Source organism: Lacrimispora sphenoides JCM 1415, assembly GCF_900105615.1.
Lineage (GTDB): Bacteria > Bacillota > Clostridia > Lachnospirales > Lachnospiraceae > Lacrimispora > Lacrimispora sphenoides.
Map to the genome: position 1 here is coordinate 2,234,937 of NZ_LT630003.1, position 14,436 is coordinate 2,249,372.

General features: G+C 46.3%; 14 protein-coding genes. 3 read left to right on the forward strand and 11 right to left on the reverse strand.

Annotated elements, in window-relative coordinates; genetic code table 11:
• Positions 1-27: 27 nt before the first annotated feature.
• The 3 genes from BMX69_RS10020 to BMX69_RS10030 all read right to left on the reverse strand — a co-directional run bounded on the left by BMX69_RS10020 (position 28) and on the right by BMX69_RS10030 (position 3,710).
• Positions 28-837, reverse strand: a complete 810-nt coding sequence (locus BMX69_RS10020) for a response regulator transcription factor (protein WP_054789949.1) — start codon at positions 835-837, stop codon at positions 28-30.
• Positions 809-2,326: a sensor histidine kinase gene (locus BMX69_RS10025; protein ID WP_054789948.1), complete on the reverse strand. Its 1,518-nt coding sequence runs from the start codon at positions 2,324-2,326 to the stop codon at positions 809-811. Before BMX69_RS10025 ends, BMX69_RS10020 begins: the two co-directional genes overlap by 29 nt.
• A 148-nt stretch (positions 2,327-2,474) precedes the next feature.
• Positions 2,475-3,710, reverse strand: coding sequence for a D-alanyl-D-alanine carboxypeptidase family protein (locus tag BMX69_RS10030; protein ID WP_054789947.1), 1,236 nt, complete (start codon positions 3,708-3,710; stop codon positions 2,475-2,477).
• A 188-nt stretch (positions 3,711-3,898) separates the two neighbouring features.
• Here BMX69_RS10030 and BMX69_RS10035 point away from each other — a divergent pair, with 188 nt between their 5' ends.
• Both BMX69_RS10035 and BMX69_RS10040 read left to right on the forward strand, forming a co-directional pair.
• Complete coding sequence (locus BMX69_RS10035; protein WP_054789946.1) at positions 3,899-5,308, forward strand: polysaccharide deacetylase family protein; 1,410 nt, start codon at positions 3,899-3,901, stop codon at positions 5,306-5,308.
• A 207-nt stretch (positions 5,309-5,515) separates the two neighbouring features.
• Positions 5,516-5,902, forward strand: a complete 387-nt coding sequence (locus BMX69_RS10040) for a VOC family protein (RefSeq protein ID WP_054789945.1) — start codon at positions 5,516-5,518, stop codon at positions 5,900-5,902.
• A gap of 117 nt (positions 5,903-6,019) precedes the next feature.
• Here BMX69_RS10040 and BMX69_RS10045 read toward each other — a convergent pair whose 3' ends face one another.
• On the reverse strand, positions 6,020-6,973 hold the full coding sequence (locus tag BMX69_RS10045) for a TIGR03943 family putative permease subunit (RefSeq protein ID WP_242941398.1): 954 nt from the start codon (positions 6,971-6,973) through the stop codon (positions 6,020-6,022).
• Between the two features lie 68 nt (positions 6,974-7,041).
• The gene (locus BMX69_RS10050; protein ID WP_100042266.1) at positions 7,042-8,193 is read right to left on the reverse strand and encodes a CobW family GTP-binding protein; all 1,152 of its coding nucleotides are present in this window, start codon (positions 8,191-8,193) and stop codon (positions 7,042-7,044) included.
• A gap of 247 nt (positions 8,194-8,440) precedes the next feature.
• Here BMX69_RS10050 and BMX69_RS10055 point away from each other — a divergent pair, with 247 nt between their 5' ends.
• Positions 8,441-9,466 (forward strand): PTS sugar transporter subunit IIC, encoded by a 1,026-nt coding sequence (locus tag BMX69_RS10055; protein ID WP_100042267.1) that lies wholly within the window; start codon positions 8,441-8,443, stop codon positions 9,464-9,466.
• A gap of 65 nt (positions 9,467-9,531) precedes the next feature.
• On the opposite strand, the gene BMX69_RS10060 is transcribed toward BMX69_RS10055, so the two are convergent.
• The 6 genes from BMX69_RS10060 to BMX69_RS10085 are packed head-to-tail and all read right to left on the reverse strand — an operon-like array spanning position 9,532 to position 14,369.
• Complete coding sequence (locus BMX69_RS10060) at positions 9,532-9,732, reverse strand: FeoB-associated Cys-rich membrane protein (RefSeq protein WP_100042268.1); 201 nt, start codon at positions 9,730-9,732, stop codon at positions 9,532-9,534.
• Between the two features lie 21 nt (positions 9,733-9,753).
• Positions 9,754-10,407: a potassium channel family protein gene (locus BMX69_RS10065; protein ID WP_025233603.1), complete on the reverse strand. Its 654-nt coding sequence runs from the start codon at positions 10,405-10,407 to the stop codon at positions 9,754-9,756.
• An 18-nt stretch (positions 10,408-10,425) separates the two neighbouring features.
• Complete coding sequence (locus BMX69_RS10070; RefSeq protein ID WP_100042269.1) at positions 10,426-11,787, reverse strand: TrkH family potassium uptake protein; 1,362 nt, start codon at positions 11,785-11,787, stop codon at positions 10,426-10,428.
• 7 nt (positions 11,788-11,794) lie between these two features.
• Entirely contained in the window at positions 11,795-12,652 is an 858-nt protein-coding gene (locus BMX69_RS10075) for a metal ABC transporter permease (RefSeq protein ID WP_330387730.1), read from the reverse strand.
• An 8-nt stretch (positions 12,653-12,660) separates the two neighbouring features.
• Entirely contained in the window at positions 12,661-13,365 is a 705-nt protein-coding gene (locus BMX69_RS10080; RefSeq protein ID WP_100042271.1) for a metal ABC transporter ATP-binding protein, read from the reverse strand.
• Positions 13,362-14,369: a metal ABC transporter substrate-binding protein gene (locus BMX69_RS10085; protein ID WP_408610340.1), complete on the reverse strand. Its 1,008-nt coding sequence runs from the start codon at positions 14,367-14,369 to the stop codon at positions 13,362-13,364. The genes BMX69_RS10080 and BMX69_RS10085 overlap by 4 nt, the downstream gene beginning before the upstream one ends.
• Between the last annotated feature and the right edge of the window lie 67 nt (positions 14,370-14,436).

The window sequence follows — 14,436 nt, forward strand, 5'->3', positions numbered from 1 at the left end:
ATCATGACAGGCATTTTAACAAACAGATTAACTTTGGAGGTCTTTCAGACTGGACATTCTGTACTCCGAAGGATTTACCCCTTCCAGCCGTTTGAAAACCTTTGTAAAATAATTGGAATCCATGTAACCCACTCTGACTCCTACCTCCTTTACGATCACATTGGGCTGGGCCAGCAGCTTTTTCGCTTCCTCCACTCTGTATTCCGCCAGATAAGAGGTAAAGCTTTGCCCGAACTGCAGCTTGAACATCCTGCAAAAATAAGGCTCTGAATACCCCACGGCCCGGGCTGTTTCGCTCATTGAAATATCATTCATATAATTGGACCGGATGTATTCCTCCACCATGGATGTCATTACAGACAAGCGGCTGCCGCTAAAATCAGACTCCTCATCCAAAACCGGATGGGCCTCCTCCTCTTCTCTTTCCTTATGCGGTTTGATTTCCCCCTGCTTATCCTCTTGTTCCCCTGCAATCCGCAGAGCCTCCTCAACCACGTTCAAGACCTCTTTCTGTGAATAAGGCTTCAGAAGATATTCCATAGCCCTGATGGAAATCGCCTTTTTCGCATAGTCAAAGCGGTCGTAGGCCGTCAGGAAAATAAGGCAGCAATCCTTATTTTCCTTCCTCATGATTTCCGCAGCCTGGATTCCGTTCATTCCCGGCATACCAATATCCAGGATCACCACCTGGATATCTTCCCTTTTAAAAATCTCTACTGCCTCTTTTCCATTCTGAGCCTCAAAGACCTGGCATTCCTCTCCAAATTTCTTCAGCAGCATCTTTTTGAGCACAATCCGCTCTATCATTTCATCTTCCACTATCATTAACCGATACATGATCCATTATATCCCTTCTCCGACCAAATTCTATCTGTACCACTGTGCCGCTGTTTTCTCCGCTGTCAATGGTCACCTTTCCATATTCGTAGTAATAAGAAATCCTTCTATATATATTCCCCAGCCCGATTCCAAGGCCTGTCCCCTTTGTTTCAATGGCATTCCTGATAGCTGTCAGGGTTTCTGAGTTCATGCCCTTTCCCGTATCCGCTACGGATATCCATAAAAGTTCTCCTCTTTTCTCGATCCGTATGTTGATGCTTCCTCCGTTCTCCTTTTCCTGGATCCCGTGAATTACCGCATTTTCCACCAACGGCTGCAGCATGAAGACCGGCACCTCTTCCTTGTATAGGTCCATGCTGCAGTTGATTTCCCATTGAATCCGGTCTCCAAAACGCATCTTCTGGATGTACATATAATCCTTTACTACCTTAAGCTCCTGCTCAAGAGGTTCAAAGGCATTGGACGTCCGGAGGCTGTAACGAAGAAGACTGCTGATTGCCACAAGCATTTCCTCCGTCACCGGCGCTTCCTCCATCTGTGCCATCCTGGTAATCATATTCAGTGTATTAAAGAGAAAGTGGGGATTCAACTGACTCTTGATCAGCTGAAGCTGGGCCATGGAAAACCGCTTCTCAAGCTCCGCCCTCTCCAGTTCATGCCGGTACAGCTTTTCTTCCATCTGCCGTTTCTCTTCCGTCGCTGTGATGTAGTCCCGGGTGGCATGCTTCATCTTGTTGAATGCGCTTACCAGCTGTCCGATCTCATCCCTGCCATCCCAATGGACGTCAGGGGACGAAAAATCGTTCTTCTCGATCTTACCTGAGACCGTAGCAAGCTGCACCACTGTTTTTACAATGCTGCCTGTAATAAAACGCAAAAGGATCATAAGCACAAAAAAAGCGAAAACGCTGATGGCGACCAGAATGTAAGGCATGCGCTTAAGCACAGGGATCTGAATTTCGTAATAATCATTTCCTCCCATTAAAACCACCTTGGTCAGACGTGTTCCATAGAGGTCCAGATATTTCTGCATATTATATGTTTTGTACAGTTCCCTGATATAGTTTGGATCATTCTGATTCATTTCCACTACTTTTTCCCGCTGCTTTTCATAGGTATCATAACCGTTTTTGATGTTCCAGGTGATCCCATAGCGCTCTTCCCCGATTTTATCATAATCATAGGGCAGGCTGTTTAGATATACTCTGGTTTCCTGGCAGCCCTGCCGGTATGCCTCCTTATTTTCCGGAGTATTGTTTGCTAATACCTGGGCAAACAATCCCCTTTCATTCTCCATGGACTCCTGAAACTTATAACAGGCCAGGTTATCATCCATGATAATGCTCACATCGTTGATAAATATATATGCCACTTTCAGATTGATGAAAATGGAAGCTGCCATAATGATCCCGACACTTCCTATGATCACGTATAGTTTCCTTTTCAAAGACATCTGATACCAAAGGGCAAGCAATCGATCTCCCACCTGTTTACCTCCCACGATTCGTTTTCACACATGCACTAACTAATCTTATCCTTTCCTTGAACTTCCGTCAATAACAAAAAATACCCTGTAAGCGGTACACATATTTTTTGTGTACCGCTTACAGGGCAGTGTTTATCTCATAAATATACTACAGATTAAAGGCCTTCCAAAGGCGCTTAAAATAATCGGCAAATTTGGCTTCCCTGACTGACTCCGCAGTTAATATGGGAACTTCTCCAATCCGTTTCCCTCCAAGGGTATAAATAAGGTTCCCGGCCTTCTGTCCCTCTTCAAACGGAGCAGAAATGGAAGGTGCCAGCTCCAGCGTCTTTTCAATGGCTGAGAAATCTTCTCCCTTAAGGCTCAAATAAGAAAAGGAACCGCCATATTTCAACGGAACCTGATCCGTTACTCCGTTATCAACCACCATATCAGGAAGAGGAAGCATTTCTTTATCCTCATACAGCTTGCAGTTGGCATATCCATAGTTTAAAAGAGTCTGGGCATCGGCAAACCTGACTTTGTAATCCGGAGCTGCCATGATTGAGGCAATGAGGCGGACTCCCTCCTTCTCTGCAGTTGCAGAAAGACAATACTTTGCCACTGATGTGGAACCGGTCTTTAAACCGGTCACAGTGAAATTCGTAGCCATCTTTAATAGCTTATTGGTATTGGAAAGACCGAATTCCTTTGTTCCCTGCTTTGTCACATGGGTGATATTCTCCATCCAGATCGTGGAATAGTTATGAATCTGAGGATATTTGGTGATTAATTCTCTGGACATAATCGCAATATCCCTGGCCGTTGTGACATGGGTGGCAGAATCGGTAAGTCCGCAGCAATCTTCAAAATGAGTGTTTGTCATCCCAAGTCCTGCCGCACGCTCATTCATCATCTTAATAAATTCGTCTTCTGTTCCTGCTATGTATTCCGCCATGGCTACCGAAGCGTCATTCCCCGATGCGATAACAATGCATTTAATCAGGGTTTCCACCGTCTGAATTTCCCCTTCTTCCAGGAACACCTGGGAGCCTCCCATGGACTTTGCGTGGGCGCTTGTAACAACCTCATCCGACAGCTTGATTTTACCGGAATCCAGCGCGTCAAAAATAAGTATCAAAGTCATAATTTTCGTAATGCTCGCCGGGCTCCTTTTTTCATCCGCGTTCTTTTCAAAAATAATCTGTCCAGTTGACGCTTCCATCAGAACGGCGCTGGGGGACTGCAAAGCCGGACCGCCCTCCGCATTCACCCGTTTCGCCTCTTCTGCCTGGATAATCATGTCCGAGGCTACCGTCACATCCGGCTCTTGCCCTGCCGCCGGAAAGCATAAACAGAAAAACAGCAGAAGACAGCTTAAAACAAATGCCGTAACTCTCTTCATATGATACACGATCCCCTAAAATTCCTTTGTACCATTGTATGGGACTGCTTCCCTTACATATGCCATTTTTTCCAAAAATAATTGCCATCTTTTCGTTTCATCTTCCGGTAAAGTATGCTATACTTGTACCGGGTATGTTTAAAATCTATCAATACTGCCCCAATACTACAGAATTAAGAGGTTGTACTATGAACAGACATGACTTTCGTGGACGAAATTCTGGAGGAGGCCGGGACCATGCATTACAGGTTATCCTGATCGTTCTTCTTGGAATTTTAATCGTTGCCGTTTTGACTTTGTGCGGGGTTGCGATAAGCAAAAGGTTGAAATACAAGGCATTGCCTGCCGATACTTCCGTTGCAGAACACCCTTCCGATGAAGGAGCTCCGGATCCTTCCGCCGAAGAGGCCACAAGCGGACAAGCCAGTGAAGAAGAAAAATTAAAGTCCCTGCTTTCCCAGGCAGATGCCCTTTCTATTGAATACGATTACGATGGGGCAATCAGTCTTCTCCAGTCTGACCCCGAGTTCAGCGCAAAGGAAGAAGTGACCTCTGCCATTGCAGGTTATAATACCGCCAAGGAAGCCCTGGTGCGGTTCAATCCCCAGGATGTGACCCATGTTTTTTTCCATTCTCTTATCATCGACACTTCAAAAGCCTTTGATGGAGATTCCAAGCAGGGGGGCTACAACCAGATGATGACGACCAAATCGGAATTCCTTAAGATGATGCAGTCTATGTATGACAAGGGATATGTTCTTGTGAAGATCCATGATCTTGCATATGAGACGAAGGATGAGAACGGAAATCCTAAATTTGTATACGGAGATATCATGCTTCCTCCAGGCAAGAAAGCCTTTGTCCTGTCTCAGGATGATGTGTGCTATTACGAATATATGCAGGGCGACGGCTTTGCCACCCGCATGATCATCGGAGAGGATGGATATCCCACCTGCGAGATGACAATGGCTGACGGCAGCGTATCTGTGGGCGATTATGATCTGGTTCCGATACTTGAAGGCTTCGTACAAACCCATCCAGGCTTTTCTTACAAAGGAGCGCGCGGAATTCTGGCCTTTACCGGATATAACGGGATCCTGGGATACCGGACAGATGAATCCTACAAGGATACCAATCCCAATTATGAAGCAGACCGGGAGCAGGCTGCAAAGGTAGCCCAGTCCTTAAAGGATCACGGCTGGGAGCTGTCCTCCCACAGCTGGGGCCACCGGAACATGGGACAGATTTCCATGAACCATTTTAAGGCAGACAGTGACAAATGGAAACGTAACGTTGAGTCCTTAACCGGACCTACAGATATTATCCTCTTCCCCTTTGGAAGTGATATCGGAAGCTGGACCCCTTATACCAATGACAATGAACGTTTTACTTATTTAAAATCTCTTGGCTTCCGTTATTTCTGTAACGTAGACGCCAGCAAGCCGACCTGGATGCAGATGGGCACCGACTACTTCCGCCAGGCCCGCAGAAACCTTGACGGATACCGGATGTTTTATTATCCTGACAGCTTAACGGATCTGTTTAATGTACCTGATGTTTTTGACCCGGCAAGACCGACACCGGTTCCTCCAATGTAAGCAGTCCTTGAAAAAAGCCGTAGACTTTAAAGATCTACGGCTTTTTTCTGCCTTTTACCGGTTTTCAGTGAAGAAAAATTAATTGTAAAGGTGACTGGCCTGTGCTATAGTAAAAACTGGAAACAGAGAAAGGCAGCTTTTCAATGTGCAGAAGGTTGCGGCAGCCGGATCACGTACACAACAGGAATCATAAACAGGAGGGGTTTTATGAAAAGGTCAATGATGCAGGCATATGTTACAAGAAGCGATGAAGCTGTAGCTCTTTATCAAAAGGCTTTTGATGCTGCTCTTATCAGCAGCTATCCAAATAGTGACGGAACATTTTATCATGCCGAGCTTGACATTCAGGGAGAAATACTGGCTGTGGCAGAAAGAAACTCAGAATATGCCATAACCGGCGAAGAAACGGTTACAGGCAATGTCATGCAGTTTTGTCTGCACTATGGAGAAGGAAATGAAGATAAGGTGAGAAAAGCATATGAAATACTGAAAACGGATGCTAAAATTCTTATGCCGCTTGCGCCATGCGAATTCAGTTCTCTGATGACAGATTTTATTGATAAATATGGAGTCAGGTGGTGTTTATTTGTTTAAATGCCTCATTGCACAAATAGAAAGGCCGCCCTGCTGATTTTCTGTCAGCATGGCGGCCTCTTATCATCCTTAAATCATATTATTTGAAACAAGCGGCGATATTCCCGTCTGTTTTTCCTAAAACTGCACAAATCCCTTAATCGGCTGAGCCGGAACCACAGACTCCGCATACAACACGGGGCCTTCTCCTTCATAATCTCTCCAGAACTCATATGCAATCTTTGCCTTGACACGGACCCATTGTTTTGTTTCCAGCTCTCTGGCTTCCCTTGCCTTGGTGACAAAGCCTAAAAAGGTCATATCATCCTCGCAGCAGGTCATTGCCATACGTCCCGGCACAAAATAATTTTTGGGGAAATCAGGAGTTTTCAAAACCATAGCGGTAAATTCCACAGTCTTTCCCTCATAACGGTCCCGTCTTTCCATACAATCAAGATACCAGATCCCATAGGCTTCCGGTGAAATGCTCACTACGTCTGCTCCCAAATCATAAGGCAGATCTTCCTCCGGGATCTCATTGACCTCTCCCTCAGAATCTTCAAATACGATCTCTCCCTTGGGGCACATGGCCTTTAGGGTCCGCCGGTAGCCGGATAAATCTTCGATTCCGTCGCAGCGGTTGCATATAACCATCTCCGAATTACGGACCATGGAATACAGCAAAGGTTTCATATTGGCAGAATACAATTCAAAGGTGGACATATCGATCAGGGTAATCTGCTGATAGATTCTCCAATCATCAGGAAGCTTTAGCTCATCCAGATTCCACATTCCATTCCACTCGATCAAAACCCGCTCCGGATTATAAAGCAGTTCCAACTCCAAAAGCCTGTCAGGGTTCAGTTCCTCTATGCTTTCTATAAACACTCCAGCTGTCCTGGTGCGCTTTAACAGGGCCTGGTCATATTCAGTTTCACCGTCTTCACAAACAATCAGCAGAGTCTTCTCGTCAGACTGAAAATAATCCTGCTCCATGGTGAACTGAAGGAACTGGGTTTTTCCAGCTTCCAAAAATCCATTTATGAGGAATACCGGCATAAAGTCGTCATCCATTTTATCTGTGTTGCTCATGGTTCCCTCTTTCCTGCCCTTTTTCTCAGGGCATTAAGGTATCCCTGTAAGGGGTTCCCTCCATTCTGTTATCTTTCAAAGGATTTCTTGAGTTCCTCTTCCTTTAAATTCGCTCCGATCACGCATACCTTTCCGGTATATTCCGGCGCTCCGTTTCGGATCTCGTATTGCTCCGGCACCAGATCAAAATAAAGCCATGTACCTTTTTCCTCACCTGGAATCATCCCCTTGGCACGAAGTACATCTCCAAAACTATCTCCGTAAGCCAGTTCATCAAGAATCTTGTCCAACTCTTCTTTGCTCATAGGCGCCACATTCTCAAGGCCCCAGCTGCAGAATACTTCATCTGCATGATGGTCATGATCATGGCCGCAGCCGCAATCCTCACCATGCTCGTGGTGGTCATGATGGTGGCCTCCGCAGCCGCATTCTGATTTCTCGTGGTCATGATGGTGGCCTCCGCAGCCGCATTCTGACTCCTCATGGTCATGATGGTGGCCTCCGCAGCCGCATTCCTCACCATGCACATGGTTGTGGTCATGATGATGGCCTCCGCAGCCGCAGCCCTCATCCTGATGATGGCGGTGTTCTTTCAATTCTTTCATCAAATCCTCAGCCATGGTATCCGGTTTTTCTATAATCTCAAGAAGCTGTTTTCCGCTCAATTCATCACAGGGAGTCGTTACCACAGACGCCTTTGGATTCAGCTCCCGAATGATCTGGAGTGCCTGATCCACCTTGTCGGCAGGAGCAATATCGGTACGGCTTAATACGATAGTTCCTGCATTTTCGATCTGGTTATTGAAAAACTCTCCGAAATTCTTTCTATACATCCTGCACTTCTGCGCATCCACGATGGTGACCGCACTGTTTAAGGTCACCTCCACCTCAGAAGCAACGTCAATAACCGCTTTCATCACATCAGATAGCTTTCCTACTCCTGACGGCTCAATGATCACACGGTCCGGATGGTACTTTGTCAGCACTTCCTCAAGGGATTTGCCGAAATCACCTACAAGAGAGCAGCAGATACAGCCGGAATTCATCTCCCGGATCTCAACTCCCGCATCCTTTAAAAAGCCTCCGTCAATACCGATCTCACCAAATTCATTTTCAATCAGGACAACCTGCTCTCCGGCTATGGCTTCCTGCAGCAGCTTCTTAATAAAAGTAGTTTTCCCGGCTCCAAGGAAACCGGATATAATATCAATTTTTGTCATATCTAAATGTACCTCTTTTCTTTCCAGGGTTATGCATGAAATTACATTTATTTATTGTGTCACAAACCTTTAGCAAAGTCAAGCAGAGGGCCATGGGTTTTTCCTGCAGATATTGTTAAAAAATTATCATTTTCGAGGAAATTCTTCAAAAAACCTTGCAATTCGATCATTTTATGGTAGAATACATGACAACTGCTTTGACAAAGGTCAAATGTGTGCACCAAACTATTTAAAGGAGATTTTTAATATGGAAAAATGCGGCGTAAAAGAGTTCCTGAAAAGGAAAAACGTCACAATTACTGTCCAGACCTATCTCATTGATGCATTGGGTGCTATGGCATTTGGCCTTTTTGCGTCTCTTTTGATCGGAACCATATTCGGTACTCTGGGCCAGCAATTCAATCTCACTATTTTCAACGTGATCGCGGATTACGCGAAAAGTGCTACCGGCGCGGCCCTTGGAGTTGCCATCGCCTATGCCCTCCACGCCCCTGCTTTAGTTCTTTTTTCCGCAGCAACCGTTGGAATTGCCGGCAATACTCTTGGCGGGCCTGTGGGCGCTCTCGCTGCAACGGTGGTTGCCACGGAACTTGGGAAGATCGTTTCAAAGGAAACGAGGCTGGACATTCTGGTCACCCCCGGAGTGACCATCATCTCCGGAGTTCTCATTGCACAGTCCGTAGGACCGGGCGTAGCTGGCTTTATGAACTGGTTTGGCATACTTGTGAAAACATCTACTGAATTACAGCCATTTTTTATGGGAATCCTGGTATCTGCTCTGATCGGCATCGCTCTCACCCTGCCCATCAGCAGCGCTGCCATCTGTATCGCCTTATCTCTTGATGGTCTGGCAGGGGGAGCTGCCACAGCCGGCTGCTGTGCGCAGATGATCGGCTTTGCCGTCCTTTCCTTCCGGGAAAACGGGGTAGGCGGCCTTATGGCTCAGGGTCTTGGCACCAGCATGCTGCAAATGGGAAACATTGTGAAGAATCCAAAGGTCTGGATCGCCCCCACCCTTACTTCTATGATAACCGGCCCCATCGCCACCATGGTATTCCAGCTAAAAAACATTCCGGCAGGCTCCGGTATGGGAACCTGCGGGCTGGTAGGTCCCATCGGTGTCTACACGGCAATGAGAGGCGGGACCTTTATGTGGCTTGGAATCCTCATGGTCTGCTTCCTACTGCCCGCCGTTCTCACTCTCTTGTTTGGTGAAATACTTAGAAAAATCGGCTGGATTAAATACGGAGACTTAACACTTGATTTAAAATAAAGAAAAGACAGGAAGGAGGATGCCGCATAAAAATCAGGCATCCTCCTTCCGCTTTTTACTCTTTCTCAATCCTTCTGTTCATCATCCGCATTTCCAAAAACACAATGACCGCAGCTACCGCTGCAGTGGCTGCATCCTCCACTGCAATGTCCGCAGCCGCCTTTTCCCTTATTTTTTATGAATTGTCTGACTGAAAAACACACCAGTACCAATAGGACAAGGGCTACTAAAACCGTCGAACCATTAGAAGCTAACCATGCAGGCATAACAAACCTCCTATTGCTTCTTTACTTTAGTTCCTTTAATATATGCTCAATATGCTCTCTTTTGCCAATCACCATCAAATGCTCCTGAGCCTGGATTACATAGTCTGCCGGCGGCATGAGCTGGGCCCTGCCCTCCCGCTTGATTCCCAGGACACTGATGTGATACCGGTTTCTGATATCCGCTTCCCTTATGGATTTATGCACCCATTCCGGAAGAGGCGGGATCTCGTAGATCGAGTATTCCGGAGTTAGCTCAATATAGTCAAACACATGATCCGTGCTGTAGCGGACGGCCAGCTTTTCTGCAATGTCCCGGTCCGGATAAATGACTTCATCCGCTCCGTTTCTCAGCAGGAATTTGGCATGGATGTCACGGTTGGCCTTACTGATCACTCTTCTGCCTCCCAGTTCCTTTACCAGACTGGTGATCTCCAGACTACTCTGGAAATTCGTTCCGATACATACAAAACACAGATCGAAATTTGCGATTCCCAGGCTTTTTAATACCGTTTCATTGGTACAGTCACCAATCTTTGCGCTGGTTACATATGGAAGTAAGTCTTCCAGGCACTCTTCCTTCTGGTCCACGATCATAACATCATTTCCAAGCCTCGCCATATTAAGACACAGATGATGGCCAAACCGGCCAAGTCCAATAATTAATACTGATTTCATGATTTTACTCCCTTTCCTTTAACCCACATTAATGGTTTCTGCTACTTGTTCCACATGAGCCTTGCGATGACTTTGAGCAAATGCCAGGGCAAAGGACAAGCTTCCGATCCTTCCGCTGTACATGAGGATAATAATGATCACCTTTGATACAGAATAAAGATCCCTTGTGATACCTGTGGTCATACCCACTGTTCCGATGGCTGATGCCGTTTCAAACAGTATGTCCGAAAATCCCAAAGGCTGAATTGCCATAATCGCCAGGGAAGCAGAGAGAGCCAAAAACAGGTTGATGGTCAAAATAGCGCCTGCGCGCTTGATGACGCCCTCTTCCAGACGCCTTCCGAATATATTGACCCCGTAGGTCTGTTTGATGTTGGAATGTACGCACATAAGAAGGACAAAGATTGTAGTCGTCTTAATACCTCCCGCGGTTGACCCGGGGCTTCCTCCGATGAACATGAGGATTATGGTAAGGAGCTTACTTCCATCGGTCAATGATGCCGTATCAGTGGTATTAAAACCGGCTGTTCTGGCAGTTACGGAACTGAACAGGGAGGTTAAGATCTGTCCGCTTGCATTCATCCCAACCAAAAGATTGTTCCGCTCCAGCAGATAGAAAAGGAGTCCTCCTCCAAAAACCAGAACTGTGGTACTCACCAAAACCATTTTGGTATGCAGCATATATTTTTTAAAGTGAAGCTTATTCTTATAGATATCTTCCCACACGATAAAACCGATACCGCCTATGATGATTAAAGACATAATGACCAGATTCACCAGCCAGTCATCGTAATAGGAAACTAAGGAATTAAAAGGCTTCAGATTTCCCATTAAATCAAATCCTGCATTGCAGAAGGCTGATATGGAGTGGAAAATGCCATAAAACGTTCCTCTCCAGAACCCGTATTTAGGAACAAAACGGAGGGCCAGAAGTATGGCTCCTGTTCCTTCAATGAGAAAGGTTCCTTTTATAATCCCTTTCGCCAGCCTTACAACTCCGCCGATCTGCAACGTATTAACGCTTTCCTGCAAAAGCCCTCTCTCTTTTAAGCCTATCTTCCGCCTGAGCACGATGGAGATAAACACGCCCACCGTAACAAACCCAAGGCCCCCGATCTGTATCATTGTAATTATCACCATCTGTCCAAACAAAGACCACTGGGTCCAGGTATCCCTGACGATCAGTCCCGTCACACAGGAGGCGCTGGTCGCAGTAAACAGACAGCTCAAAAAGTCTTCAGACTGTCCATCCCTGCTGGAAATCGGAAGCATCAATAGCAGGGCTCCTGTTAAGATCAGACAGAAAAAACCATAAGCAATAAACTGGGTCTGACTCACGTGCCGCCTGGCACGCTTTAATCTTTTTTCTTCCACGTTCATCTCACTGTCATTCCTCTTTTCCTGCGGTACCCTGTCCCGCTTTTTTATCGGCCCGGCTCATTCTCACTCCATAGTCTATAGCTGAGAAAATCAAAAATGCCGCCAGATTCACCATCACCACGCTGGCTCCCGCCGGGGTAGAATAACGGTACGATGCCATCATGCCGATCACAAAACAAACAACTGATAAAATTCCGGAAGATATCACCACTCCACGGAAGCTTTTAAATACCCTCATCGAGGTAAGGGAAGGGAAAATGATGAGGCTGGAGATCAGCATGGCTCCCATCATCCTCATACCCAGAACGATGGTGACGGCGGTCAGTACCGCTATCAAAACATTGTACCAGGATACATTCACTCCCGTTGCCCTTGCAAAGCTTTCGTCAAAGGTCACTGCAAAAATTTTGTTATAGCAAATCAAAAACAGCCCCAGCACAAAAAAGGACAGGATCACGCTTAAACGGACATCCTCCTTGCTCATAGCCAGTATGCTTCCAAACATATAGCTGCTTACATCCGTCGTCATTCCGGTCGTCATGGAGGTAACGATAATGCCCGCCGCCAGTGCAACGGCAGATATCATGGCGATGGCTGCGTCACTTTTCATCTTTCCGTTCGACCTGATGCGCAGCAGGAAAAATGCAGCAATCACCACCACCGGAACAGATATCTTTAACGGAGACCAGCCAAAAGCCACTGCAAAGGACAAGGCTCCAAAGGAGACATGAGACAGTCCGTCACCAATCATGGAATACCGTTTTAACACCAGGCTGACGCCTAAAAGAGAAGCACATAAAGAAACCAGGATTCCTCCTGCCAAGGCCCGTACCAGAAACGGATAGGACAGCATTTCACTCATCATTCCCAACTTCACGCACCCCCTGTATAAAAATATCCGGCTTTGCTTTTTAAATACTCCTTTGTTGTCCCGTAGAATAAGACCTCCCGTTTCAAATGAAGGATCATGTCCGCCTCTTTTACAGCATTGGCCACATCATGGGATACCATTAGAATGGCAACCCCTTCCTCACGGTTCAATTTACGGATAATCTCATAGAATTCCGCAATGGCCGAGGGATCCAGACCTGTAATAGGTTCATCCATGATCAGAAGCTTATCCGTGGCGCAAAGAGCTCTTGCAATCAGGGTTCTCTGCTGCTGGCCTCCTGATAATTCACGGTAGCATTTACCGGCAATGCCCATAATTCCTAAACGCTCCATATTTTTAACTGCAAGCCTTTTTTCCTTACCGGAATAAAAGGGCCAGCTTCCTCTGCGGCTTAAACAGCCGGATAAGACCACCTCACGGACCGTTGCCGGAAAATCCTTTTGAGCCGCATTCTGTTGAGGCAGATAGCCGATCCCGCTCTTTTTCAATTCATCGGACACGGATATGACCCCGCCTGTGGGCTTTAACAGCCCTAAAAGTCCCTTCATCAAAGTACTTTTTCCGGAACCGTTCTCTCCCACGATGCAGACATACTCCCCCGGATTAACGTCCATAGTCACATCCACTACAGCATCCTGGTTCTCATATCCAAAATCCACATGACTGCATTGTATTAATGGGCTCATTCATCCAATCCTCTTTTTAAATTAATCACATTCTGCTCCATAAGGTCGAGATAGGTGACACCGCTGTCAAACTCTCTTCTTGAAACATTGTGGCAGGAATGAAGCAAAAGGGGTTCTGCCCCTGTCTCCTCTGCAATGATCTCAGACACCCGGTGACTGGAAAGCTCCAGGTAATAAATCACCGGAATCTGTTCCAAGCGCATTTTGTCAATGAGATATGCAATGGTTCTTGCACTTGGTTCCGTATCCGTGCTGCAGCCGGAAAACGCTGCCCGGTAAGACAGGCCGTATTCATCTGCCAGATAACGGAACGGAAATTTATCTCCTACAACGATCATATCCCGCTTTTTATTTTCTGTCACCTTACGGAACTCATCGTCGAGTTTTTTAAGCTTTTCAAGGTATGACTTTGCTCTCTCTTCATAATAACTCCGGTTTTCCGGATCTTTTTCTGAAAGGGTATCCCGGATCGACTCCACCAGGATCATGGCATTCACAGGAGAGGTCCAGATATGCTCATCATATTCTATATCCCCGCCATGGCCGTCATCGTCTTCATGGTGTTTTTCCTCTTCCATCCCTTCCACCAGTTCTTCCTGCACCGCATTCACCTGGTCCATACCCGTGACAACCGCCATGGAACCGGAATCAACTGCATTGAGAACCTGGGAAAGCCAGTGTTCTAAGGCCCCGCCGTTGCATATTAAAACATCTGCCTCCCGGATGACCTGTACATCTGCGGGAGTTGGCTCGAAGGAATGGCTGTCCATTCCTGCCGGAACCACCATGGTCAGTTCCACCTTGTCACCGGCCACCTGTCTTGTAAAGTCATAATATGGAAACAGGGTCGTCACAACCTTGAGCTTAGATTCTCCCGTATATGAGGGCCTTTCATTTCTGCTGCAGCCCAATAATGCCACGGCTGCAAAAGGAATGGCAAGGCATAAAAACAGGAGTTTTTTTAAGCTTTTTTTATTCATTATCATTCTCCTATCTGATTCCATCAGCATAGTATAGCACATTTTATTCAGAAGGAAAAGGATAGTTTTTTTTTAAAACAGGAAAAGGCCT

Bases quoted from the DNA above. Each gene is read 5' to 3' on its own strand.
- BMX69_RS10020 (WP_054789949.1), bottom strand. From the start codon at position 837: ATGTATCGGTTAATGATAGTGGAAGATGAAATGATAGAGCGGATTGTG.
- BMX69_RS10030 (WP_054789947.1), bottom strand. From the start codon at position 3,710: ATGAAGAGAGTTACGGCATTTGTTTTAAGCTGTCTTCTGCTGTTTTTC.
- BMX69_RS10035 (WP_054789946.1), top strand. From the start codon at position 3,899: ATGAACAGACATGACTTTCGTGGACGAAATTCTGGAGGAGGCCGGGAC.
- BMX69_RS10040 (WP_054789945.1), top strand. From the start codon at position 5,516: ATGAAAAGGTCAATGATGCAGGCATATGTTACAAGAAGCGATGAAGCT.
- BMX69_RS10045 (WP_242941398.1), bottom strand. From the start codon at position 6,973: ATGAGCAACACAGATAAAATGGATGACGACTTTATGCCGGTATTCCTC.
- BMX69_RS10050 (WP_100042266.1), bottom strand. From the start codon at position 8,193: ATGACAAAAATTGATATTATATCCGGTTTCCTTGGAGCCGGGAAAACT.
- BMX69_RS10055 (WP_100042267.1), top strand. From the start codon at position 8,441: ATGGAAAAATGCGGCGTAAAAGAGTTCCTGAAAAGGAAAAACGTCACA.
- BMX69_RS10060 (WP_100042268.1), bottom strand. From the start codon at position 9,732: ATGCCTGCATGGTTAGCTTCTAATGGTTCGACGGTTTTAGTAGCCCTT.
- BMX69_RS10065 (WP_025233603.1), bottom strand. From the start codon at position 10,407: ATGAAATCAGTATTAATTATTGGACTTGGCCGGTTTGGCCATCATCTG.
- BMX69_RS10070 (WP_100042269.1), bottom strand. From the start codon at position 11,787: ATGAACGTGGAAGAAAAAAGATTAAAGCGTGCCAGGCGGCACGTGAGT.
- BMX69_RS10075 (WP_330387730.1), bottom strand. From the start codon at position 12,652: ATGATGAGTGAAATGCTGTCCTATCCGTTTCTGGTACGGGCCTTGGCA.
- BMX69_RS10080 (WP_100042271.1), bottom strand. From the start codon at position 13,365: ATGAGCCCATTAATACAATGCAGTCATGTGGATTTTGGATATGAGAAC.
- BMX69_RS10085 (WP_408610340.1), bottom strand. From the start codon at position 14,369: ATGGAATCAGATAGGAGAATGATAATGAATAAAAAAAGCTTAAAAAAA.